The organism is Mixta calida, assembly GCF_002953215.1.
Lineage (GTDB): Bacteria > Pseudomonadota > Gammaproteobacteria > Enterobacterales > Enterobacteriaceae > Mixta > Mixta calida.
Genome location: NZ_CP026378.1, coordinates 2,468,014 through 2,487,336 on the forward strand (window position 1 = coordinate 2,468,014; position 19,323 = coordinate 2,487,336).

General features: G+C 51.0%; 35 protein-coding genes and 1 pseudogene. 3 read left to right on the top strand and 33 right to left on the bottom strand.

Annotated features, from left to right (window positions below; all coding sequences use genetic code 11):
- Nucleotides 1-2: 2 nt before the first annotated feature.
- From C2E16_RS11660 to C2E16_RS11670, 3 genes are read right to left on the bottom strand one after another with little or no spacing between them, the layout of a single operon-like run.
- Nucleotides 3-1,445, bottom strand: a complete 1,443-nt coding sequence (locus C2E16_RS11660; RefSeq protein ID WP_084970163.1) for a DUF4055 domain-containing protein — start codon at nt 1,443-1,445, stop codon at nt 3-5.
- 6 nt (nt 1,446-1,451) lie between these two features.
- On the bottom strand, nt 1,452-2,762 hold the full coding sequence (locus tag C2E16_RS11665; protein WP_084970162.1) for a terminase large subunit domain-containing protein: 1,311 nt from the start codon (nt 2,760-2,762) through the stop codon (nt 1,452-1,454).
- Complete coding sequence (locus C2E16_RS11670; RefSeq protein ID WP_104951503.1) at nt 2,740-3,066, bottom strand: terminase small subunit; 327 nt, start codon at nt 3,064-3,066, stop codon at nt 2,740-2,742. Before C2E16_RS11670 ends, C2E16_RS11665 begins: the two co-directional genes overlap by 23 nt.
- Before the next feature lie 37 nt (nt 3,067-3,103).
- Here C2E16_RS11670 and C2E16_RS11675 point away from each other — a divergent pair.
- Nucleotides 3,104-4,251 (top strand): IS3 family transposase gene (locus tag C2E16_RS11675; protein WP_085949497.1). Its coding sequence is split into 2 segments (ribosomal slippage): nt 3,104-3,341 and nt 3,341-4,251, totalling 1,149 coding nucleotides; the frame shifts between segments, so codons are not numbered across the junction.
- Here C2E16_RS11675 and C2E16_RS21320 read toward each other — a convergent pair.
- The 30 genes from C2E16_RS21320 to C2E16_RS11820 form a co-directional block, all read right to left on the bottom strand.
- Nucleotides 4,248-4,733, bottom strand: coding sequence for a terminase small subunit (locus C2E16_RS21320; protein ID WP_104951504.1), 486 nt, complete (start codon nt 4,731-4,733; stop codon nt 4,248-4,250). The two genes, C2E16_RS11675 and C2E16_RS21320, sit on opposite strands and share 4 nt — an antisense overlap.
- Before the next feature lie 11 nt (nt 4,734-4,744).
- The gene (locus C2E16_RS11685; RefSeq protein WP_084970686.1) at nt 4,745-4,993 is read right to left on the bottom strand and encodes a hypothetical protein; all 249 of its coding nucleotides are present in this window, start codon (nt 4,991-4,993) and stop codon (nt 4,745-4,747) included.
- Nucleotide 4,994: 1 nt separating this feature from the next.
- The gene (locus C2E16_RS11690; RefSeq protein WP_084970687.1) at nt 4,995-5,942 is read right to left on the bottom strand and encodes a hypothetical protein; all 948 of its coding nucleotides are present in this window, start codon (nt 5,940-5,942) and stop codon (nt 4,995-4,997) included.
- Between the two features lie 44 nt (nt 5,943-5,986).
- Nucleotides 5,987-6,115, bottom strand: coding sequence for a hypothetical protein (locus C2E16_RS21150; protein ID WP_255729652.1), 129 nt, complete (start codon nt 6,113-6,115; stop codon nt 5,987-5,989).
- 118 nt (nt 6,116-6,233) lie between these two features.
- On the bottom strand, nt 6,234-6,755 hold the full coding sequence (locus C2E16_RS11695) for a KilA-N domain-containing protein (RefSeq protein WP_084970688.1): 522 nt from the start codon (nt 6,753-6,755) through the stop codon (nt 6,234-6,236).
- Nucleotides 6,756-6,970: 215 nt separating this feature from the next.
- Nucleotides 6,971-7,324 carry a Gp49 family protein gene (locus C2E16_RS11700; protein ID WP_104951505.1) on the bottom strand — a complete coding sequence of 118 codons (354 nt, stop codon included), beginning with the start codon at nt 7,322-7,324 and terminating at the stop codon, nt 6,971-6,973.
- Nucleotides 7,325-7,474: 150 nt separating this feature from the next.
- Nucleotides 7,475-7,771 carry a hypothetical protein gene (locus C2E16_RS11705; RefSeq protein WP_084970689.1) on the bottom strand — a complete coding sequence of 99 codons (297 nt, stop codon included), beginning with the start codon at nt 7,769-7,771 and terminating at the stop codon, nt 7,475-7,477.
- Entirely contained in the window at nt 7,768-8,112 is a 345-nt protein-coding gene (locus C2E16_RS11710; protein WP_084970690.1) for a DUF7940 domain-containing protein, read from the bottom strand. Before C2E16_RS11710 ends, C2E16_RS11705 begins: the two co-directional genes overlap by 4 nt.
- A complete protein-coding gene (locus C2E16_RS11715) occupies nt 8,109-8,576 on the bottom strand; it encodes a glycoside hydrolase family protein (protein WP_084970691.1) in 468 nt (155 codons plus the stop codon). The genes C2E16_RS11710 and C2E16_RS11715 overlap by 4 nt, the downstream gene beginning before the upstream one ends.
- Nucleotides 8,545-8,784, bottom strand: coding sequence for a phage holin (locus C2E16_RS11720; RefSeq protein WP_211278253.1), 240 nt, complete (start codon nt 8,782-8,784; stop codon nt 8,545-8,547). The genes C2E16_RS11715 and C2E16_RS11720 overlap by 32 nt, the downstream gene beginning before the upstream one ends.
- 716 nt (nt 8,785-9,500) lie before the next feature.
- Nucleotides 9,501-10,124, bottom strand: coding sequence for a hypothetical protein (locus C2E16_RS11725; RefSeq protein ID WP_084970692.1), 624 nt, complete (start codon nt 10,122-10,124; stop codon nt 9,501-9,503).
- The gene (locus C2E16_RS11730) at nt 10,114-10,239 is read right to left on the bottom strand and encodes a YlcG family protein (protein ID WP_104951506.1); all 126 of its coding nucleotides are present in this window, start codon (nt 10,237-10,239) and stop codon (nt 10,114-10,116) included. The genes C2E16_RS11725 and C2E16_RS11730 overlap by 11 nt, the downstream gene beginning before the upstream one ends.
- Complete coding sequence (locus C2E16_RS11735; protein WP_084970693.1) at nt 10,236-10,460, bottom strand: protein ninY; 225 nt, start codon at nt 10,458-10,460, stop codon at nt 10,236-10,238. The genes C2E16_RS11730 and C2E16_RS11735 overlap by 4 nt, the downstream gene beginning before the upstream one ends.
- Nucleotides 10,457-10,819 carry a RusA family crossover junction endodeoxyribonuclease gene (locus C2E16_RS11740; RefSeq protein ID WP_084970694.1) on the bottom strand — a complete coding sequence of 121 codons (363 nt, stop codon included), beginning with the start codon at nt 10,817-10,819 and terminating at the stop codon, nt 10,457-10,459. The genes C2E16_RS11735 and C2E16_RS11740 overlap by 4 nt, the downstream gene beginning before the upstream one ends.
- Nucleotides 10,816-11,106 (bottom strand): DUF1364 domain-containing protein, encoded by a 291-nt coding sequence (locus C2E16_RS11745; protein ID WP_084970695.1) that lies wholly within the window; start codon nt 11,104-11,106, stop codon nt 10,816-10,818. The genes C2E16_RS11740 and C2E16_RS11745 overlap by 4 nt, the downstream gene beginning before the upstream one ends.
- Complete coding sequence (locus tag C2E16_RS21420) at nt 11,099-11,239, bottom strand: protein NinF (protein ID WP_084970696.1); 141 nt, start codon at nt 11,237-11,239, stop codon at nt 11,099-11,101. The genes C2E16_RS11745 and C2E16_RS21420 overlap by 8 nt, the downstream gene beginning before the upstream one ends.
- Nucleotides 11,226-12,266 (bottom strand): DNA cytosine methyltransferase, encoded by a 1,041-nt coding sequence (locus tag C2E16_RS11755; RefSeq protein ID WP_084970697.1) that lies wholly within the window; start codon nt 12,264-12,266, stop codon nt 11,226-11,228. The genes C2E16_RS21420 and C2E16_RS11755 overlap by 14 nt, the downstream gene beginning before the upstream one ends.
- The gene (locus tag C2E16_RS11760; protein WP_104951507.1) at nt 12,263-12,436 is read right to left on the bottom strand and encodes a NinE family protein; all 174 of its coding nucleotides are present in this window, start codon (nt 12,434-12,436) and stop codon (nt 12,263-12,265) included. Before C2E16_RS11760 ends, C2E16_RS11755 begins: the two co-directional genes overlap by 4 nt.
- Nucleotides 12,421-12,762 (bottom strand): DUF7740 domain-containing protein, encoded by a 342-nt coding sequence (locus C2E16_RS11765; RefSeq protein ID WP_133052083.1) that lies wholly within the window; start codon nt 12,760-12,762, stop codon nt 12,421-12,423. Before C2E16_RS11765 ends, C2E16_RS11760 begins: the two co-directional genes overlap by 16 nt.
- Nucleotides 12,755-13,120, bottom strand: coding sequence for a hypothetical protein (locus tag C2E16_RS11770; protein ID WP_038627839.1), 366 nt, complete (start codon nt 13,118-13,120; stop codon nt 12,755-12,757). Before C2E16_RS11770 ends, C2E16_RS11765 begins: the two co-directional genes overlap by 8 nt.
- A complete protein-coding gene (locus tag C2E16_RS11775) occupies nt 13,117-13,311 on the bottom strand; it encodes a hypothetical protein (RefSeq protein ID WP_084970699.1) in 195 nt (64 codons plus the stop codon). Before C2E16_RS11775 ends, C2E16_RS11770 begins: the two co-directional genes overlap by 4 nt.
- A gap of 1 nt (nt 13,312) precedes the next feature.
- On the bottom strand, nt 13,313-13,744 hold the full coding sequence (locus C2E16_RS11780) for a recombination protein NinB (RefSeq protein ID WP_084970700.1): 432 nt from the start codon (nt 13,742-13,744) through the stop codon (nt 13,313-13,315).
- Nucleotides 13,713-13,907 carry a protein NinD gene (gene ninD / locus C2E16_RS11785; RefSeq protein ID WP_084970701.1) on the bottom strand — a complete coding sequence of 65 codons (195 nt, stop codon included), beginning with the start codon at nt 13,905-13,907 and terminating at the stop codon, nt 13,713-13,715. Before ninD ends, C2E16_RS11780 begins: the two co-directional genes overlap by 32 nt.
- Nucleotides 13,900-14,082 (bottom strand): hypothetical protein, encoded by a 183-nt coding sequence (locus C2E16_RS11790; RefSeq protein WP_084970702.1) that lies wholly within the window; start codon nt 14,080-14,082, stop codon nt 13,900-13,902. The genes ninD and C2E16_RS11790 overlap by 8 nt, the downstream gene beginning before the upstream one ends.
- On the bottom strand, nt 14,082-14,273 hold the full coding sequence (locus tag C2E16_RS11795) for a hypothetical protein (protein ID WP_084970703.1): 192 nt from the start codon (nt 14,271-14,273) through the stop codon (nt 14,082-14,084). Before C2E16_RS11795 ends, C2E16_RS11790 begins: the two co-directional genes overlap by 1 nt.
- Nucleotides 14,257-15,633, bottom strand: coding sequence for a replicative DNA helicase (locus tag C2E16_RS11800; protein WP_084970704.1), 1,377 nt, complete (start codon nt 15,631-15,633; stop codon nt 14,257-14,259). Before C2E16_RS11800 ends, C2E16_RS11795 begins: the two co-directional genes overlap by 17 nt.
- Nucleotides 15,630-16,019 (bottom strand): hypothetical protein, encoded by a 390-nt coding sequence (locus C2E16_RS11805; RefSeq protein ID WP_084970705.1) that lies wholly within the window; start codon nt 16,017-16,019, stop codon nt 15,630-15,632. Before C2E16_RS11805 ends, C2E16_RS11800 begins: the two co-directional genes overlap by 4 nt.
- A 193-nt stretch (nt 16,020-16,212) precedes the next feature.
- Nucleotides 16,213-16,728 carry a replication protein gene (locus C2E16_RS11810; RefSeq protein ID WP_104951508.1) on the bottom strand — a complete coding sequence of 172 codons (516 nt, stop codon included), beginning with the start codon at nt 16,726-16,728 and terminating at the stop codon, nt 16,213-16,215.
- 161 nt (nt 16,729-16,889) lie between these two features.
- The gene (locus tag C2E16_RS11815) at nt 16,890-17,180 is read right to left on the bottom strand and encodes a CII family transcriptional regulator (protein WP_084970707.1); all 291 of its coding nucleotides are present in this window, start codon (nt 17,178-17,180) and stop codon (nt 16,890-16,892) included.
- A 124-nt stretch (nt 17,181-17,304) separates the two neighbouring features.
- Entirely contained in the window at nt 17,305-17,532 is a 228-nt protein-coding gene (locus tag C2E16_RS11820) for a helix-turn-helix domain-containing protein (protein WP_084970708.1), read from the bottom strand.
- A 98-nt stretch (nt 17,533-17,630) separates the two neighbouring features.
- Here C2E16_RS11820 and C2E16_RS11825 point away from each other — a divergent pair.
- Nucleotides 17,631-18,319: pseudogene (locus C2E16_RS11825) on the top strand (XRE family transcriptional regulator).
- Nucleotides 18,320-19,028: 709 nt separating this feature from the next.
- Nucleotides 19,029-19,295, top strand: coding sequence for a transcriptional antitermination N peptide (locus tag C2E16_RS11830; RefSeq protein WP_084970710.1), 267 nt, complete (start codon nt 19,029-19,031; stop codon nt 19,293-19,295).
- Nucleotides 19,296-19,323: the final 28 nt, after the last annotated feature.

Sequence of the window (19,323 nt, forward strand, 5' to 3'; positions counted from 1 at the left end):
GGTTATTCCTCAGTTGTTACCGTATCGCCTTCAACTGCGGGCTCATCAGAGCGGTCAGCGTCAATATCTTCATCTGTGCGGTCGGCTTCAATAATGCCAGCCTGACGCAGGTTAACGCGCAGGTCTTTCTTCGCAATGAAACCCTGCTGCCACAGCTGAACCTGAGCCAGAATCATCTGTGCATCCATCGTCTCATCGAAGAATTCCTGATTGAGCCAGAAGGTGGTTCCCTCTGCGTCAGAGATGCCGGACATATAGAGCTGAGCGTCGAGAATCGCCAACTTCAGAGCTTCACTGACGTTTCCGGCAATCGTACCCAGAACACTGTTATCGCTGCTGTAACGAATGCGAGCGGCCTCTGCTGTCTCCTGATTCGACGCCTGCTGCACGATGCGGGCGCCAATCATCAGCATCTGGTTCTCTTTCTCCTGCATCAGCTTCAGAGCTAGCTGGCTTTCATTGGCCTGCACCAGTGTTGCTGAGCCGGACTTCCCGAGGCTGTAGCCGCAGGTTGAGCCGATTTGAATGCCGTTAGGGTTCCATTTCTCGAACTCGTCCTGAGCAATGTCAGTTGTGAAGAACAGCGTCGGCTGACTGCTGATGAATCCTGACTCCTCCACCGTAGCACTGTTGCCGTAGTGAAGAATGTTCACATCAGCCAGGTCTTCCAGCGGCGCCTTGTCGATGCGCGAGTCGTTACTCTCAGCCCCAAAGAAGTGGAACGGGATATGGTCAAATGCGTTGCCGTTATAGTCGGTGGGATAAACGTCCAGAACCGGAGCATCGTACGGGTCGCCTTCATGCCACAGCCTGTGACGGTACTTGCCGTCCTGCAAAGTGAGTGCCCGATACTGCATTTTAGTGTTGAAGTTGAATTCGTCGCTTTCGTCTTCGTTGTAGCATTCAACCAGCACCACCATAGTAAGCTTGCGCACCCCATCAATCACATCCTCACGCCAGTTGATAATGCCAAAGGCGTCATAGATATGGATGTGAGCATTACGACCAGCGGTTTGCGCTCGTGTCGGCCTGGCTCCTTCTGGTGCTTCCAGTGGCGGATAGTCAACAAAGAAGCCGCCGCGTCCGGTATCCAAATCTTCACCTACAGCCTCTTTGGATAGCTGCTCAAGGCTCGTGCCGTCGCCGCTGGCGTTCTCGATGAGATATTCCACCGAATCCGGCAAATCAACCTCGGCGGTTTTGCGGAATACTGCGCCAATCAGCCCCTGACGCGTGCGCCCGGTGATGTTCAGGAACATGGCCCGCTTCAGCAAAGTTTCGTAGCGTTCCTTGTTCTCATCGCTGTCATTGGTTGGGTCAGGCATTGGCAGGTATAGAGTGCCATGCGCCTTAACCGCCTTGCTGCCAGCCACGCAGTCTTTGACAAGCTGCCATGACTTTGCGGCTTCTGTGTACTCTGGTCTTGCGAATGAATAATTAGCCATAGTCGCTTATCGTCTGTATTTAACGGGTGCGTGGACCATTTTCCGGATGATTGGGAAGTCTTTTATGATGAAATAGCCAGCGGCGTCATTTGTATGGTCATTGCCTGCGGACTTGTCAGGCTCACCATTGTCCGCCCATATCTGCTGCTCAAGGTTCTCTGTATAGGTAGGGCACCTTTGCACATTCACCTTATATCTGCGCTCGCCCAAAGCATTACAGAACATGGCGTTCATTGTGTTTACGCGGTCTTTAACAGGTGGGTTTGCTGCATCTGCCCGAACCGTGAACCCGGCATCTCGTAACTGAGAAAGGTCTGTTTGACTGGCATTAACTGATTTCCGCGAATCGCCTGATGCATCCGGATAGATGTATATCTCGCGGGTTTTCTCAAATACGTCTTGTGAAGTCTCTTTCCAGAACTGCCGTTTAATCCGTTTAATCATGTCTGGCGTGTCGTAGCCATTGGTGATTTCAGCAACGGCACAAGGAAGACCGTCACGCTTGACGTGAACAATCCCGGCCATTTTCCCTACGTTGAAATCCATCCCGATAAAGATCGGCTCGCCAGGCTGCTCCTCATGGATACAGTTGTTGAGTGTTCGATCGAACTCGTGATAAACCGTGCCGCTGTTGAGGTTAACGAACTGACCGCGAAGATACGCCTTAATCAGCTCCTGTGGATATGAGCCCAATAGCGACGAGATATAATCAGGGGGAAGGTTTTTCTCATTATCGAATGTACTGGCTTGTACAAGGCCATAAAGCGAAACCAGCTCAGGCTTTTCCCTTACGGCTTTTACGAACTGCTGATACACAAATTTGAACCCTTCCGGGGTCGTCGTGACATCAATGCCGTTTCTTAGACCATCACGTTTGTAGCGCATACGAGCTATGATTTTTCGCCACGCCTGCTGCGCCTTGATAGCCTTCATAACGTCCAGCTCATCAACCAGAGCATTTCCTATTTTGAAGCCTACAATCGTCTCAGGCTTCTCCATGGAACGGCAGATGGTTGTTCCGCGATATATCCGGCCTTCGTAAAAATGAACCTCTTTATTGCTCTCGTTGATTTTTACGTTCAAACCCCAGTCATGGGCTACCTCTTCCACCGTGGGATAAAAGATGTCACGAATCTGAGGATAAGTTGGCGCAAAGTAACCCTGATTAACCTTTGGGAACTCCCAGAACCCTTTACAAATCCCACCACAGCCGATCCACGTTTTGCCGCTACCAAAACCAGCAACATAAGCCTTAAATTTATGAGGCATGGAAAGAAAGCGAGCCTGAGGAATATTAAGCGTCGGGCTGATCCCCATCTTGATTCCTCGCGTCTACTACGTTCACATTGATTTGCACAGGCGTTGGCTCTATCTCTCCGCCCTCCTGCTCAGGGCCGAACAGCTGCAGATGCTTCATTAGCTCAGTTAACGCTGCTCTTTTATCGTGGAGTTTGTAGGTGGTCTCTTCGATATCATCATCGCCACGCGTAGTAACCTTTACCTTGATTTCTTTTATGGCTGCTGCGGCCTGACGAGGAAGCTCCTTAACATTGGTTAAATCACCGCGACTGTCGAGGATGTCTTGAAAGTTAGAGTGAATCGCCACGGGTTTAACAGACACCTCAGAGTCATTTAAGATGGCTTAAAGAGAGGTGCCCATGAGCGGTAAGCGTTATCCCGAAGAGTTTAAAACTGAAGCAGTCAAACAGGTTGTTGATCGCGGTTATTCTGTTGCCAGCGTTGCAACACGTCTCGATATCACCACCCACAGCCTTTATGCCTGGATAAAGAAGTACGGTCCGGATTCTTCCACTAATAAAGAACAGTCAGATGCTCAGGCCGAGATCCGCCGTCTCCAGAAAGAGCTGAAACGGGTTACCGACGAACGGGACATATTAAAAAAAGCCGCGGCGTACTTCGCAAAGCTGTCCGACTGAGGTACGCCTTTATCCGTGACAACTCCTGTTGCTGGCCTGTTCGCCTGCTCTGTCGGGTGCTGGATGTTCATCCCAGTGGTTTTTACGCCTGGCTTCAGCAGCCGCATTCACAACGCCATCAGGCAGACCTGAGACTGACAGGACAGATTAAACAGTTCTGGCTGGAATCGGGATGCGTCTATGGTTATCGCAAAATCCATCTGGATCTGCGTGACAGCGGGCAACAGTGCGGAGTAAACAGAGTCTGGAGACTGATGAAACGTGTCGGAATAAAGGCTCAGGTCGGATACCGAAGCCCGCGGGCACGTAAAGGCGAGGCCAGTATCGTGTCACCCAACAGGCTCCAGCGACAGTTCAATCCGGATGCTCCTGATGAGCGTTGGGTAACGGACATAACCTACATCAGGACCCACGAAGGCTGGCTGTATCTTGCCGTTGTTGTTGATCTGTTCTCACGCAAAATTATCGGCTGGTCCATGCAATCCCGGATGACAAAGGACATTGTCCTGAACGCACTGCTGATGGCTGTATGGCGGCGTAATCCCGAAAAACAGGTGCTGGTTCATTCGGATCAGGGCAGTCAGTACACAAGCCATGAGTGGCAGTCGTTCCTGAAATCACACGGCCTGGAGGGTAGCATGAGCCGTCGCGGTAACTGCCATGATAATGCGGTTGCAGAAAGTTTTTTCCAGTTGTTGAAACGTGAACGGATAAAGAAAAAGATCTACGGAACGCGGGAAGAAGCCCGCAGTGATATTTTTGATTACATCGAAATGTTTTATAACAGTAAGCGTCGGCATGGTTCTAGCGAACAGATGTCACCGACAGAATATGAAAACCAGTATTATCAACGGCTCGGAAGTGTCTAGATTATCCGTGGCGATTCAGAGAAGCCAATTGCGGCCATCTCAGCGATGACACGATCAGCGGTGATGAGTTGCCTTTCGGCTACCGCCTGAAGTTGCCGGTTTACAGCTGCTTTGACCTTAGCCTTGCTTAGCAACCTTGATGCAGTAACAGACGCAGAATCCTCGCTATAGCCAGCCCTGATAGCAGCCTGAGTACCATTTCTGTCTTTAACATATTCGAGGACGAATGCGGCCTGCATGGGTGCAAGGCTCTCATCTTCTATAATTTCTTCGGCGCTGGTTCGCAGGTTCGCATTATGGTTCGCAATGCGAACTTCATCCTGCCCCTCGGTGCGAACTTTTGCAGGTTTCTCCCATCCCTCTGCCTTTGCTTTCTTGCGAATAGCTGTGTCACTAACACCATGCTTTTCGGCCAGAGCGCGGATTGAGGAATCGCCTGCACGATATTCGCGCTCAATGGCCTCCCAATCCGGTTTTGCCATATTCTTTCCTGTTATTCAGTGAAGCGAGTAACGCTGATTTTCATCTCACCTGAACGAGACCGGGCCCATATTGTTAAACCGCTTCCGGCAACCAACTCCTTATCCTGCTCATTACAGGGGGCGCCGCGAACTGGCTTAGTTGGTGAGTCAGCCCATAACATGCCACCACCCAAAGTCTTGACCTGAATGTATACGCCTTGGGTGCCGTCAGTAATCTGCACGTATTCATCGTCATTCAGGGTTACTGATTCAGTAGCCATGTTATTTCCTCATCTCAATCCGTTGAATGTAGCGTTCGCCCCAGTTCTTTGTTGAAGTGGGCAGGGTGAATGTATCGCCGGTTATCTGATGTGTCGTGGTGGTGCCGTCGCTGAAATGCAGCAGAAGCGATGAGAAGCCTGTTGTCTGTACTGACACAGAAGATGCCGCCCTCTTACCCTGCACTCCTGCAGCAGAGATAATCGGTGATGTTGCCAGCGTGCCTGCTTCAATTTGTGGATAAGCAGCACTGAACCCTACCGCTGTATCAGTGATTCCAGTCGGCACAGAGTCATCCGTCACGGATGTGGGCGATGTCAATAACCCGTTATTAGCTCCGAAGTACGGGAATGCAGCTCGGAATATAAACGTCTCATCCGACACGATTGTTGTTGAAGCAGAAACGTAGCCGCTTCCTACATAACCAACCTGCCGGTTGTTGATTCCGATGTTTTGAAATGTATTACCCAAGAAGCCAGCACGAAACGCCAGATTATTGCGCCCCCTGTGCATGAGCATCAGAGAGTAAGTAATATTCCCTGACAGAGCGCCTGACGTCCGAAATTGAGTCCGGTGAAATACAGATCCGGAACCAGACTCACGATATTCTGTAAATCCGTCAGAACCAGGCAGGCTGGTCATATTCTCCAGCATGATAGAGCCAAACAGGTTTGTTGCCGCTGGTTCTGGCTCATGACGCCCAACTGCTACGCCATTCACATATTCAAGTGGCCATTCGTTTTCTGCTGATGCGAGAAGCTTGCCATCGGCACCCATATAGCTGTGGGTCGGGCCGGAGTATGCCAGGCGGCTATCGAGCTGGCTGGCGGTCAGGTCAATTACCACATTCTGTTGCGCTGCTTTTACTCTGCCAACAGTAATAACCTCTGGTGTCCAGATGCCGTTGAATAAATTCGCCCCGATTACCGGAGCATTCGGGGTTGTGATCATGTTAGCTCCAATAAAAAAACCGCCCGGAGGCGGCTTAGCATGATTCAGAATTTATCTCCTGACTCAGGTGCTTTATGTGGATCGTCTTTACCTTCACCTTTTTCATCTGGATTAGGCGAGACTGGTTTAGGGTCATAGTCAGGGTGATCTCCTTCGACCGGACGCTCAGACATGAATCCTCCTTTTTTATGAGACACGTTACAAAGTGTAGGAGGTAGTTCAGGCGCACGTCCAGCAGCGGACAAAGAGCCGTTGTGAAAGAGGCTCTCGCCGTGCAGATATGCACTCTGCTTAGCTGGCAATGTCCAGCGTCAACTGAAGCTGTTCACGCCAGAATTCGACATTGGCCTCAATAGCTGGCTTATCCCATCGCCAGCGAGCCATCTCTCTTGCCCCGTTACTGGCTTTTGATTTCCGGTCATCGCGAATGCGGCAGGCTTGCTCAAACTTCTGTTGCTCAGTCAACTCTCCACGAAGCAGGCTATCAATGTGCAAGTCGCACCAGACAGAGAATTTAGGATCGCACCATCGAGCAAAGGCAACCGAAAGCTTTGGATGCAGCCATGTTCCGCCGCCCCGATCCTTTCTTGCTTTGCTTGTTTTTACATACCTCGATTGTGAGGGATGTAAAATTTGCGAATCTGCACCAGTTAATACTTCATCTAACGCACGGATGTATTCCAGCGTTTCAGCCAAGCGCATCCAGTTATCGATACGCTTACCAAATCGCTCAGCGACATCTGTTACGTTGACCCAGCCTTCGGTATTGAATCGAATCGCTTCGCCTTTGTAGTTCAATGGAACGATATTCATTGCGTGTACCTTTTAGTGAATAAGCCTCGTTGCCCAGATAACCGCCCACAGAGAAGCCGCCGCTTATAACGGTTATCTCCGAGGCTGATTCCTGAAAGGCTCTGTGTTGTTAAATACGCCGGGCATGGCGCGGGGTTTGCTGCGGATACAAAAAAAGCCCCGCATAGCGAGGCTGATGTTGCTCTGTTGCTGTCAATGAATCTTCTTGGGGGTTGTCATTGCTCACTCAAATGCTGTTTCAGCAGGTAGCCTTCCAGCATCCACACTTTGTTAATCGCGTTTTCACGAGCTATCTTGCGCCCGATCTCCGCGTCAAAATTTTCAGGGCTGGCGCAGGCGCTTTCGCCGGTGACGGTGAATCCATTATCCAGCGTCAGTACGCAGAATGTCAGGCAGGACAAGGACGCGGGAGCCGCCTTACTGCGAGGCGTACTGTACGCGCTATTAACGCCATCCTGTGCAGTGAAGTAATGCTCGCAAGCAATGACACTCTCAATGTGATCTGGCGTAATACGTGGTGCTGTTTTACCTTTGGCCTGAATTTCCTGCTCGATTTCTTTGTCTGACATGAGGCTTACCCTTTTTGATTGCAGATTCTGTCCCACAGCTCGTTATGGGCGTTTATCGCCCTGACCGTCCTGATATCCATCAGGTCAGCGTCTTTGCCGTGGGTGTGGATGGGAGAGAACAACGTGCAGCTGGAATCAGTGACGATGTATTCAGTCCGGGGAGTTGTATTTTGAGCTGCGCATGCGCTCCCGAGCAGCGTCATCGCTGAGAGCAGCGTTACTCTGCTGAACCTCTTTAGCTGACTGGATGTTATGAGCTTCCACATCTGACTTAGCCTCTGCCTGATTCTGAACGCGGACAGCCTCAGCAACGTCAGCCTTAGCTTTCTCTTCTGTCTTTGCGACCTTCTTGCCGCCGAAGTAAGTTGCTATCAGTGCTGCGATAACAGCCAGACCGGCCAGAATGTAATTCCAGCCGCCTGCAAACAGATTGATGAGTGTGTTCATGGCTGCTTGTCCAGTTGCTCTTTCTTCTCGCTCAGCCGCTTCTGACGGATAAACTGCGCAACGATACCCAGTGCGACCAGCAGATAACTCACGTACTGCGCGATGTTTACCGGCAGCATTGCTTTCAGGTCAGGTGGAAGCATGTTCCAGGCAGTGATAATCGCATCAGGCGCCGAAGCGAGGTAAACACCGAGCGCAGCACCGATACCACTGAGCCAGACCGACCATGCCCGAAACAGCAGCCGGGCATGACTGACAAACTCGACCGATGTGTATTTGCGGATGAGCAGTAACGCAACAATGATGACAGCCACGACGCAGATAAATATCAGGATGCTCATATCAGCCCCTTATAGACGTCGTAGTCACCGGAGCGCATTACAGCAGCGTGGCGACGGGCGCGGTTAGGTGTCTGAGACGCCCATTTGCTGTTCATCATGCCGTTGGCAGCCGCATCGAAATCACCGTTGGAAATCATGACCAGCGTATTTTTGAAGCCAGCCAGACCAGCGACACCCATCTGGTAGGCCATGCTGTAGAGAATATCTGCCCGCGCCGGGTTACATTGCTGTAGTGCGGCGTAGATAGCTGGGTTGCTGCGGCACTGGTTGATTGTGGAATCGACAAACTGCTGAAGCCACACATCACCCACCTTACGGGGAACTGTGAATGTGTAATTACTCAGGCTTGCACCCTTTGGCCCGATTTTGATGCCACAGGCGACAGTTGGATAGCCTTCTGTATCGATGTATGGCTTCTCTCTGAATCCCTCTTCATAGCTGAGTATCTGGATTATCTGACTCATCGCTTACTCTCCATCTTGCATTGCTCAGGCGCTCTTCCCGACGGTCTCGCTTACGCTGGAAATAAACATTCACACAGAACGTTGCTACGGCGAGGATGAAGCCACCTACTGCAAGCCATTCGTTTAGCGACAAGCTACCGGCGAGAAAAGTCGCCCCGGACGTGGCATATGCCGCGCTGGTCGTTACCTTGTCTGCCATAATTTTCATACCTGCCTCCTAATCTGGAGGCTCGCTTTTAGGAATTGTTGAGATTGTGACCTGAGCGAGCCGGGTTAAACTTCTCAATGTCAACTGAGAAACCCGCCTGTTTTTACCCGCCTGCAAGCCTGCTGAAGAAAATGCGCATCGACGACAAGGATCACGAGGAGTGTGGTAAGGGATTCGTCGTGCGCAAAAGGAAAAGGCCCGCCGAAGCGAGCCTGATGTAAATGTAAAGCTAGGTAAATACAGAACTCAACGCATTTTTAGTCATAAGAAAACGTTAAGCAATTGCTACGGTTAGGAAGCCAGAATTAAAATATCTGGTAAACTGAAACGTGTATCTTTATAGCGCCTCTTTAATAATTGAAGAGGCGCTTTTTTAATTCAGAAAAGATTAAGCCATAGCGGCGCCGCCGCCAGTGGCTTTCCCTGCATCCAGATTCGGAAGCCGGTACTGTCCATTGTTCTGACGACGGCTGAGGTTACTATACTTCGAAACAAGCAGGTCAAACCTAAATACAGATTAATCCCTACGACTCACCCCTGAAAGGCCCTGTGGCTTTGATGCGCTGGACGTGGCGCAGAAATAAAAAAGCCCCGGCATTGCTGTCAGGGCTCTCTGCTTCATATTCAGTCGCTCAGTACGCTTTACTTCCCGAGCATGACATGAATATACCAGGTTACTTGCCCTTTGTCTTTAGCATTTAGTGCTGATTTTCTATTCAGGCAGCAATTTTAAGATTCTCCTTCTCCATTTCTCGCTTTATTGCGTAGAACATTTCTCCTTCAATGATATCCATCGCCCATTCGATTCTGTTTCGCGCTTCCTTGCTTGATATGCCGGTGTAATAAATCAGACAGGAGCCAATGTTTTGCGCGCTCTTGCGTTTGCAGTATCGTAATCTGGCTACATTACGAAGCGGGTTATCTTTACCGAACGTCTTCACCATGACGGATTCAACAAAGGCGGCATCATCTGATTCTTTGGCGAGAGCGATGATGTTTGCCGTTGATGACTGTGGTATCAGTAAATCCCTTGCTTTGCGGAACAGCTCTTCACCACGAAGTCCTTCACAATGCAGCTGTGACACAATCTTTTCTATCTGCTTTCCCTTCTGCTCGCTCCACTCGCAGCGCATCATCAGGCGCCCAATTACATTCACTTCCCCCCGATCGTAATCTTCGCCGCCAAGATGGTCGCCCCACACAGTCAGGAGATGTCGAATCCATGCCTGCTGTGAGCGGTTGATTGTTTTCCATCCTGTTCCGAACAATCTGCGCATATCAGCACTACTGCGAATCCCGGCCAGCCTGACCAGTTGCTGGAAGTCTCTTTCAATGCGCATTTTTCACCCCCATGATTTTCGCTGTGTTGCGGATGATCCGGTAATTTATCTCTGCCATGCCGCGCATTTTCATGATGCGAAGCTTCAGCCATTTCTCTTTGAGGTATTCGGTCATGCTGCACGCTCCATTGCCTGTTCGTAGCTCAGATAAAGCCCCCAAAAGCTGACAAGCATATTTGCCTTAACGACCGCTTTTTCTTCGTTGCACCAACGGCAGAACCAGCCAGCAGCCATAGCCAACTCCTGCTCGATCTGATGCGGGCCCTCCAAATGAATTGGGAAAATGAAATCGTCAAAAACTGCCGCTGTTGATATGGGATAAGTTATGTCGTTCATGCTTCCTCCAACTCGGTGATTACCACTTCCAGCCGTCCGCCCTTCACCACTTCGCAGCGAACCATACGCACGTCATCAATGAGGCTGTCATCAGCAATGACGCCTGCATGAGTGAGCGAGTCGAGAGGTGCTTTAAAGAGGTTGTCGAGGTCACGCCGGGCGCGTGTAGGTGGATATGCAAGGATTTTTACTTTCAGCCTGCCGGCCAGTTGGTATTGCTGATTTGCTTCGGTGACTTGCTGCGTTACTGCTGCGGTGTATTCCCTTCCCTTTTTGCTCTTTATCTTTCGCCCGCGGAATACTGAGAAGAGGTGATTATTTCCGGGCGGCCATGGAAGCGTCAGCCTGTATTCATTCATCGCTTCACCTTTCCTTCCCGCAGTAATGCATCCTGAGTCCTGATAACGCCTTCCAGATGCGCTATGCGAGCCTCAGTGACGTCACGGCGCCTTGTGCGTCGGTCTATCTCATCGTGGCACCCTGAACATGCCCAGGCGCCGAAAAGGTCATCTGGCTTCATTCCTGTGCCGCATATCCCTACCATCCGGTAGTGCGCGAGTACGACCGTTTCAGGATTGCCATTACACACACCCGGCAGCCTGACCTGGCATTCCCTGCCGCGCGCTTCTTTTCGCAAGTTACTCATCGCCTTCCTCCCCATAAAAGTTCGGGTCTCTGAATATCGTGTAGAAAGCACAGCAGTCACTGCAGACAAAGGTTTCGTCTGGTGACAGCGGCAACCCACAATCTGCGCAATGTGGCTCTTCAGGCTGCGTCATGTTGCGTCTCCATATATGCCTCTATGAAGCCTTTCGCGACTTCCGCGTTGATTGCATTGCCGTAGGCGCGCAGTCGTCCCACTCTTTGGGTAGCGCCATTAACCAGCGGGAATGAGCCGGGTTCAACTGGCCGCCACTTTCCATCCCTGCAGAAGAGCCAGTCAGCATCTCTCCAGAAGCCGTTAACCGCTGAGGTGCTGGCATCGGCTTGGTTATGTCGATTCCTGACCCTTGAATCTGGGCTCCGCAGAGAGCTGATGTTTTCCTGCTGCTGTCCGTGTTCCCCGATGCGCTGTTTCCATTCTGAGCTGGCGTCCCAGCCATTGGAGTTGGCCATCCCGCCAGTGATGCTGCCCAGCCCATCTTGTTGGGTGTTTGACGCCCGTCTCCACTCATCTGAACTTTGGTGCAGTTGGTTATCATGGAGACTTGCGGCGTCGGCCAACCTGCCAGTTGAGCTTCTGACTGCAGATTCATTCCCCCCTGCCTGCCGCTCGTCCCGGCGCCCGTTCCGTTGTTCGCTGTCGGAGTTGGCCACCCAGAAGAGGCGCTGTCTGATGTGCGGCGCACCGAAGCCCGCAGCGCATAGATCGACAGCTGCTGAGGTGTATCCCGTTCCTTCCAGGTCAGTTTGTACAAGGTCGAACCAAGCGAGTCCGTCTTTGCTTGCAACCTGCTCACCAAAGACTGTTTCAGGTCTGCATTTTTCGATGAGGTAGTGGAAGTGGGGACAAAGGTGCCGCTCGTCAGCAAACCCGCTGCCTTTGCCTGCCGCGCTGAAAGGCTGGCATGGACAGCTTCCAGTCCAGACGGGCCGATCGTCTCGCCATCCTGCCTGGCGTAATGCGTAACTCCAGACACCGATTCCGGCGAAGAAGTGGCACTGGGTAAAGCCTCGCAAATCTCCGGGTGTAACATCTTCAATGCTCCTTTCGTCCACAACGCCGGGGGCGATGTGACCTGCTTCAATTAGGTTTCTCAGCCACTGGGCGGCGTATGGTTCGATTTCGTTGTAATAAGCCGTCATCGCGCCGTCCTCACCCTATTCCACATAGCAACACGCAGCCGGTAGCCGTGGTCGTATGATGTGACCTGACTGGCGGGAGGTATTGGCTTGGGTTTTTTTCGGGAAAGTTTCGTGGGCTGGAAGATGAGGTTATCGAGGGCTTTCTGTGTGATGCTCACTCTTTGTCGCATGAGTCCCTCCACAATCCGTCTGCCTGCAGGTCAGCTTTCAGCTTTGCTTCGCTCTGCACCAGTTCGCGGAATTTGCGAGTGATATGGCCGGCGGGATAAGTCTGCTTTGATACCGTGGCGATGAAGTTCTTCACCGGCGCCGCTTTGGCTTTCTTCGCCAGCTCTTTGCAGCAGCTGCGAATCATCTTTGGTGAGCCGTTGTGGATTTTGTCGCACAGGCTCAGCGTGAGAATGACGTCGATAGATTCACCAAGCAGCGCGGTAGTCGCCGGGCTCTCAGTCGGTAACTGCATTGCCAGGCGTGTTGCGGGGAAATACTCATGCATGGCGCACCTCACGAATCAGCTTGTTGAACTCAGCCATCAGGAAGCCAGCCGGATATGTTTTCTTCGGCTCGGCAAGTTTCTTCATCCAGTCCGGCAGAAGCTCTTTATCAACCTGCCGGACGTTGCGAATGATGTAATCCTCTCCAACAGAAACGAGTCGGTACTGCAACTTTCGCGGGTTTCCCTTTTTCAACAACTTCACGTTTACTGACTCGGCCATGCGATGCAGCGCCGAGGTAATGACGGATAAGTGGACACTGCCGTATTTGCCGCCAACGAGGTATTTAATCTCTGTCGCGGTAAACCATTTGTTTCTGGGTACGCTGTCGATAATCATCAGGTTCGGTGGAAGTCTCATGCTGCACTCCTGTATTCCGTTTTAACGGTGCCAAGATTTTCAGTAGTAAACATGGCGTTGCGGTCCGGGTCGGTATTCATCACTTCCATAACCCCTCCAAAGCGTTGATAAACGCTGAATGAAGATTCATAGACGTGAGCAAGCCACACAGCTTCTTCGATAGCTGCGTTAATGTTGGTGAAAAGGGTCATGTTAGTTACCGAAGCGAGAGGCCCATTCTGCTGCGCGGGCTGACTCATCGCTGAATTGAACGTTGTGTTCGGCGCCGAACGCGTGAATCAGGGTTATCAAATCCCTCATCTCACTGACGCGCATTTTGCTTGTTGATTTACCGAGGACTACAAAGCCGTCACCTTTCAGATTCGGCACCGCCTCCTGCCCGTTCAGGCTTGCGCTAAACAGGTGCTTCCAGCTCTCCGGCGCCAGTTTTCGCCCATGCCAGACAACCTGCGATGAGATGTCATGCAGGCAAGCCCATAAAAGGGCGTTCTGTTCGAGGCTTCTGGTGCGTTCTGAGATGGTTACTACGAGAGGGGTCTTACTGTCTGTCTGGAGGTTCTGGATGGCTTCTATGCAGTTCTGGCGTATTCGGTTATCTCTGATGAGGTACGTCTGTTTCTCCATCTCTCCTCCGGTGCTTATCTGTTTCCGGAATCGGGAATTCACCCACAGGCGATGCTTCACATCGAATGCACCACTTATGCCACCAGGGCTGGTCTTCGCGGAACCTGTCTGCGGGCTTGGGTATCTGGCATCTGTCGCAGCGGTAAAGTCGGTGGCTATCCATCGCTCTGCTCCTGTTTGCTGCTTAACGCTGCCTGCCAGCCATCGCGCCAGATTTCCCAGCTTGTTTCGACAACATCCGGGCTTGGGTAATCGTCAGGATGCCAGCCTGTGTGGTCCTCAAAACTTTCTGCAAATAGCTCTCGCTGCTGCCGCTCCAGCTCATCGTTGTTTGTCATCAGAACCCCCTCAGCTGCCACTCGGCACGAAGCGCTGAGTTAGCCGCCGTCCTCAATGCTTTCTGCCTTGAATGCTCCTGTTCTGCATCCTTGAGCGGAGTCATTGCTGCAAGAATGGCCGTAACTTTCAGTAGGTCTTCATAGGCATTCTCTAAAGCCTGCTTATCTGTTGGGTTAGCATTCAAGCTCATGCTCATATCCTTCTCGTTTAAGTTGACGAATATCCAGTGGGTCGAGGCCAGACAACGCACTGCTGAAGTAGTAAGCCTTTTCCGCGCCCGGAACGTGGCGAGACTTGGTGCAAATAATTTCAGTGACGCCTTTCATTTCAGTCTGCGGATTGTATTTTTCGTCCTTGTAAACCATGAAAATCACATCTGCTTCCTGCTCGATTACACCTGATTCGCGCAGGTCGGCATTCACAGGCCGTTTATTGGCTCGCTGCTCAAGGTTTCGGTTAAGCTGGGCCAGAGCAATTACCGGGCACCGAAGTTCTTTAGCCAGGTTCTTCAGGCCGGTGGCGATCTCCCCGACAGACTGGTTCATGTTCTCCGGATTGGTCATTTTCATCTTCTGCAGATAGTCCACGATAATCACGCCGAGACCGCCGGTCTGCTTATGCATACGCCGGGCCTCTGCACGGATCTGATGAACGCTCAGGGCTGTTTTATCGTTGATGTGAATCGGCGCCTGCTGGAATTCACACATTGCGTTACTCAGCTTGCCCCACGCTGCATCACAAACCGCTTTGTTCTCTTCGTTGAGAAGCTGCTCTTTGCTGATTCGGGCGCGATGATAGGCTATGCGTTGCGAAATTTGCTCGATGGGCATTTCAAGGCTGAAGAAAAGAACTGGCTTTTTGCTGTGCAGAGCCACGCACTCTGTAACAGTGGTGCTGAACATGGTCTTACCCATGCCAGGCCTGCCGCCAACCACGATGAAATCAGTGTTGTTAAAGCCACCGAAAGCTTCGTCGATAGTTTGCATCCCCAGCTGTGTGCGGTGCTTCCAGACGTCACCGTTGATGATCGACTCAATCTCATTAATCGAGATGTTAATGCCGTCCATGATGTGCCGTGTTCCTGAATCCTGCTGCGTCTCTATCGCGCCAATTTCTGACTGAATGGTGCCGATAATATCCGCCAGTGGCTGCACTCCAGGCTGATTCAGCTTTGCCATTCCATTATTCAGGGCTGACGCAACACGGCGCCCGAGGGAAAGCTCTTTCAGTTTGCTGACATATGCCGGAAGGTTACGTGCTGACGGAGTGTTTTTTGATACTTCCGCCAGGTATCCAAAGCCGCCTGCAATCTCAATTTCTCCAGTCTGCTCGAGGTCAGCGCTCAATGTCAGCAAGTCTATTTTCGAGCCTGATGCATGAAGCCGCTTTATCCCACGAATGGCAATCCGGTGAGCCGCACTGGTGAAATCATCTTCCTGCAGGTTCTCAATGGCATCCATTGCGCTATCCTGCAAATCTTCAACCAGCGTAGCTATCAGAAGGGAACCGATAACGCTTTGTTCTACATACATGTCTGCGAATTTAGTCATGCTGTTGCTCCCTGTGATTCCTTGTATTCACGACGCACCTGCTCGTAAACCTTTGCCCAGTTTTTGTTGTCGAGTATCCAGTCGAGTGTCAGCCAGTACTTTTCCTGAAGGCTGTCTGCCAGCGTGGATTTGCGGATCAGCTTGAAGATGGTGTCGATATGCTTAACCTCACGCCATGCGCCCTGATTGGTCTTGCCGTTCCAGATTCGCTCAAGCCCCTGATAAGCCGGGCGAGATTTGTTCCACTCATGAAGCTCAACTGCTCTTTCAGGAAACTTCCTATTCCAGAGGCTGACCAGTTGCTCATGCGGACAGGGCACCGGGTTGCGATCTGCTCCCTCTTCCCACTTCAGAGCGTCTGACAGATAACCATCGAACCGGGTCATCCGGCACAAGTTGTTTGTCGATGGCTTGTGCTTCCAGACCGATACTGCCCAGCGCGTTACCAGCTTGACCTCATCAACGCTGAAGCAAACGCCTTTAGCCTTGACCGTGGTAAGCGCTTTTTCAAAAGGCGCTGTTGCAGAGCAACGACTGGAAGTCAGTTCGTTGTAATAATCCAGACATTCCTGAGCAGACTCAGAAACGCCCCCTTGGGGGTATGGGGGTTTTATTATTGTCTTTGGTAAGACTGTTTAGGGTGTCGGGTGATTTCGCCCAACCTGAAACTCTTTTTTGCCCAACTTTTTGGGCGGAACCACCCAACTTTTTCTGGGTAGTTTTTACTGTCTTGAAAAGCTGCCATTCATCAAGCTTTACGTTAACGCTTACCAGCTTTAAACCGCCTGATTTTCTGAGGTTTATGATGCGTCGCTCAGCCAGAACTTTAAGGGCTGCCGCAACATCAGAATCATCGAGGTCGGTCACTTCCGCCAGATAGGTATTGGTTACCCGATCCTCTGACTTATTCCAGCCAAATGTGCAGTAGATAACCGCATCGAAAACCTGATGTTCGCGTCCTGCCATTTTGAGCTTTGGTTTGAGCTTGCTGATGCTGGTAGCGATGCGCATGTATCCATCATCAAGGCTCGCCACTTTACGCTCCACGGCCTCCGTAGAAGGCCTGTAATCGGATAAACGACTAACGACACTCATTTGCCCTTCCCCTTCGCTTTGTGGTCCTGCAGCATGCCTTTCAGCTTCTCAGCAACGACCGGATTGATAGAGCGGATGAAGTCGAGACGGGCAAGGTTTTTGTGGGATAAATGATTCCCAGTTGTGTGATTTCTCATGTATAATTACCTCGTTGAATTGGTTCAAAATTCGATGGTTATTTGAGAAGAGTCACTGGTTGCCGCCGGTGACTTTTTCTTTGGTGGAAGCACTGCTTCTACTGCCTGCCGTGCCACTTCCCTGATTAAACTCGTCTCCCATACCTTCTCCAGAAGAACGAACGTCACAGCCATATCGTGAATGTTTAACCGGCTGACTTTTGAATCAGCCCAGCCAGCCATCTTCGCGAAATTCGTCTGCCCCATCGTTACCAGGCGAGAGCGTAATTCGCTTTCCACTTCACGAATCCTTTTGCTGTGTTTTGCTGTGTCCATGTTGAATAATTACCTTGTTGTTTATTGGTTTGTTGTTAAGACGTGACATTGCGGTGAGCAAGTCACTAGAGGTTGCTCCGGCATTTCGGCAGGAGCGGTTCAGGATGTTAAAGAGCGGTGAAACTTATGCGGCTGAATCAGCTGCTTTCATGTATCGCTGCGGGTAGAGAATCTGCATCTCACTGATCTTCCCTTTGAAGAACTTTGAGAGTTTCTCTGCCGTTTCGAGAGAGGGAACCTGCATTCCCCTTTCAATGCGGCTAAGGTTCCCAACATCTAACTGTGTTGCGATGGCTACCTCAGAGATTGTCAGCTTTTTCTCTACACGCATTTTTCTAAGTGGCGTCTGCATATTGCACCTCCGTAATGCGCTATACGCATAATATGCGAATTACAAAATATGCGCAAGACGCTTTGCGTGGTACGCATAAAAAAGGTTGAATATCCGCCATGAAAATAGGCGACAAGATTAGACAAATTCGCAAAGCGAATAAGATGACCCTGAGTGAGCTTGCGTTGCGGGTAGATAGCGATGTAGGAAATTTGTCACGCCTTGAGCGTGGTATGCAGGGATACAGCGATGCTCTCATTCACAAGATTGCTGAAGCTCTCGGCGTTCCGGTTTCTGAGCTATTCTCTTCTAATGAAGCTAATGATACTGTACCTATATACAGTGTTAGTTCCATTATAAAAAAGGGAGGAATGATGTGTACCGGATTGATGTACTTGATGTTTCAGCAAGCGCTGGTGATGGGGCTGCCTCGAAAGACGTTATTGAGGTAATAAGGTCTATAGAGTACGTGCCTGACCAGGCCAGGGTCATATTTGGCAACCGGCCGGAATCATCCGTGAAGCTCATCAACGTCCGCGGTGACAGTATGGAAGGAACCATAGAGCCAGGCGATCTCATTTTCGTAGATGTTGGCGTCAGCGTTTTTGATGGTGACGGCATTTACGTGTTCGACTTTAATGGCGATATGTTCGTCAAGAGACTACAGAAAGTTAAAAACCAGCTTATCGTAATTTCTGATAATCCGCGTTATCGCGAGTGGACAATTTCAGAAGAAGAAATGCATATGTTTCATGTTGCTGGACGCGTGATGCTCAGCCAGTCACAGCAGTTCCGCCGTCACGGTTAACTTTCCCTCAGCATCTTAAGCCCGCCAAGTGCGGGCTTTTTTGTGCCTGCCACATAGCCTGATTAAATATTTTTCTCTTTCTGTTTCATACGCATACATAAAAATCCCCCCAAATCCAACCTCAAAATCATTTTATGCGCTTGACGCATATGCGTGATGCGCATATTATTCATTCCATCAGCAGGACGCTGAGGCAGTACGAAACGGACTTATCGCTCTTTAACATTGATGGGGTTTGTCTCCGCAGAAATGCGGGGAACTGAAGTTTAACCAAACAGGAGGTGCCAAATGGTGCACTAACGCGGTTAGACCGCAGCAGCCGAAAGGCGGCAATCGCAGGGTAATAACCTGCGCCCGAATCTCACGTCGTGAGCCAGCTTCGCATCTGGTTAGGGTTAATGAATAGAAGTCGCGCCGGGGAAGCATCAGGAAAGCCAATCCTGAACTGGTTATGGGCGGCCACAGGGCGGCATACGACTCAAGGGCATGAGCGAGGCCACTGCGAGAGTGTGGCGCAAAGAGAAGTTGGCTTTGGGATTGGATGAATGCGCAACCTTGCGACTCAGGGCTCCTCCTAACCACATTGGCAATATGGATGTGGACGGCGATGACGGGAGCGAAACGTGGCGAACACACTGTAGTCGGCCTAATAGCCGAAAGTCGGTGCACCGGCCATCCAATCACCTAAGCCAATTACCGGAGGTACACCATGACAGTAATCATCACAATTCAGGCTTCCGATAACGCCAGGAATCGTCGTAGAGCGCGTCGTGCTGAGATGCAAGCGCAACGTCAGGCAGATGAGAATCTGGCTCGTAAAATCGCTGTAGCCGCTTCTGGGTGCAGCACAAAGGTAGTGAAAGCAACCACCCTGCCGAGTATTCGCGATCGGAATGAAGGCGGTGCTGTATGTCTGCCAGCTGTGGCGATTTATAACGCCGGGCATCGTCAAACAGGAATAATCACTGCCAGATGAAATAAGGCCCGCATGTGCGGGGCCTTTA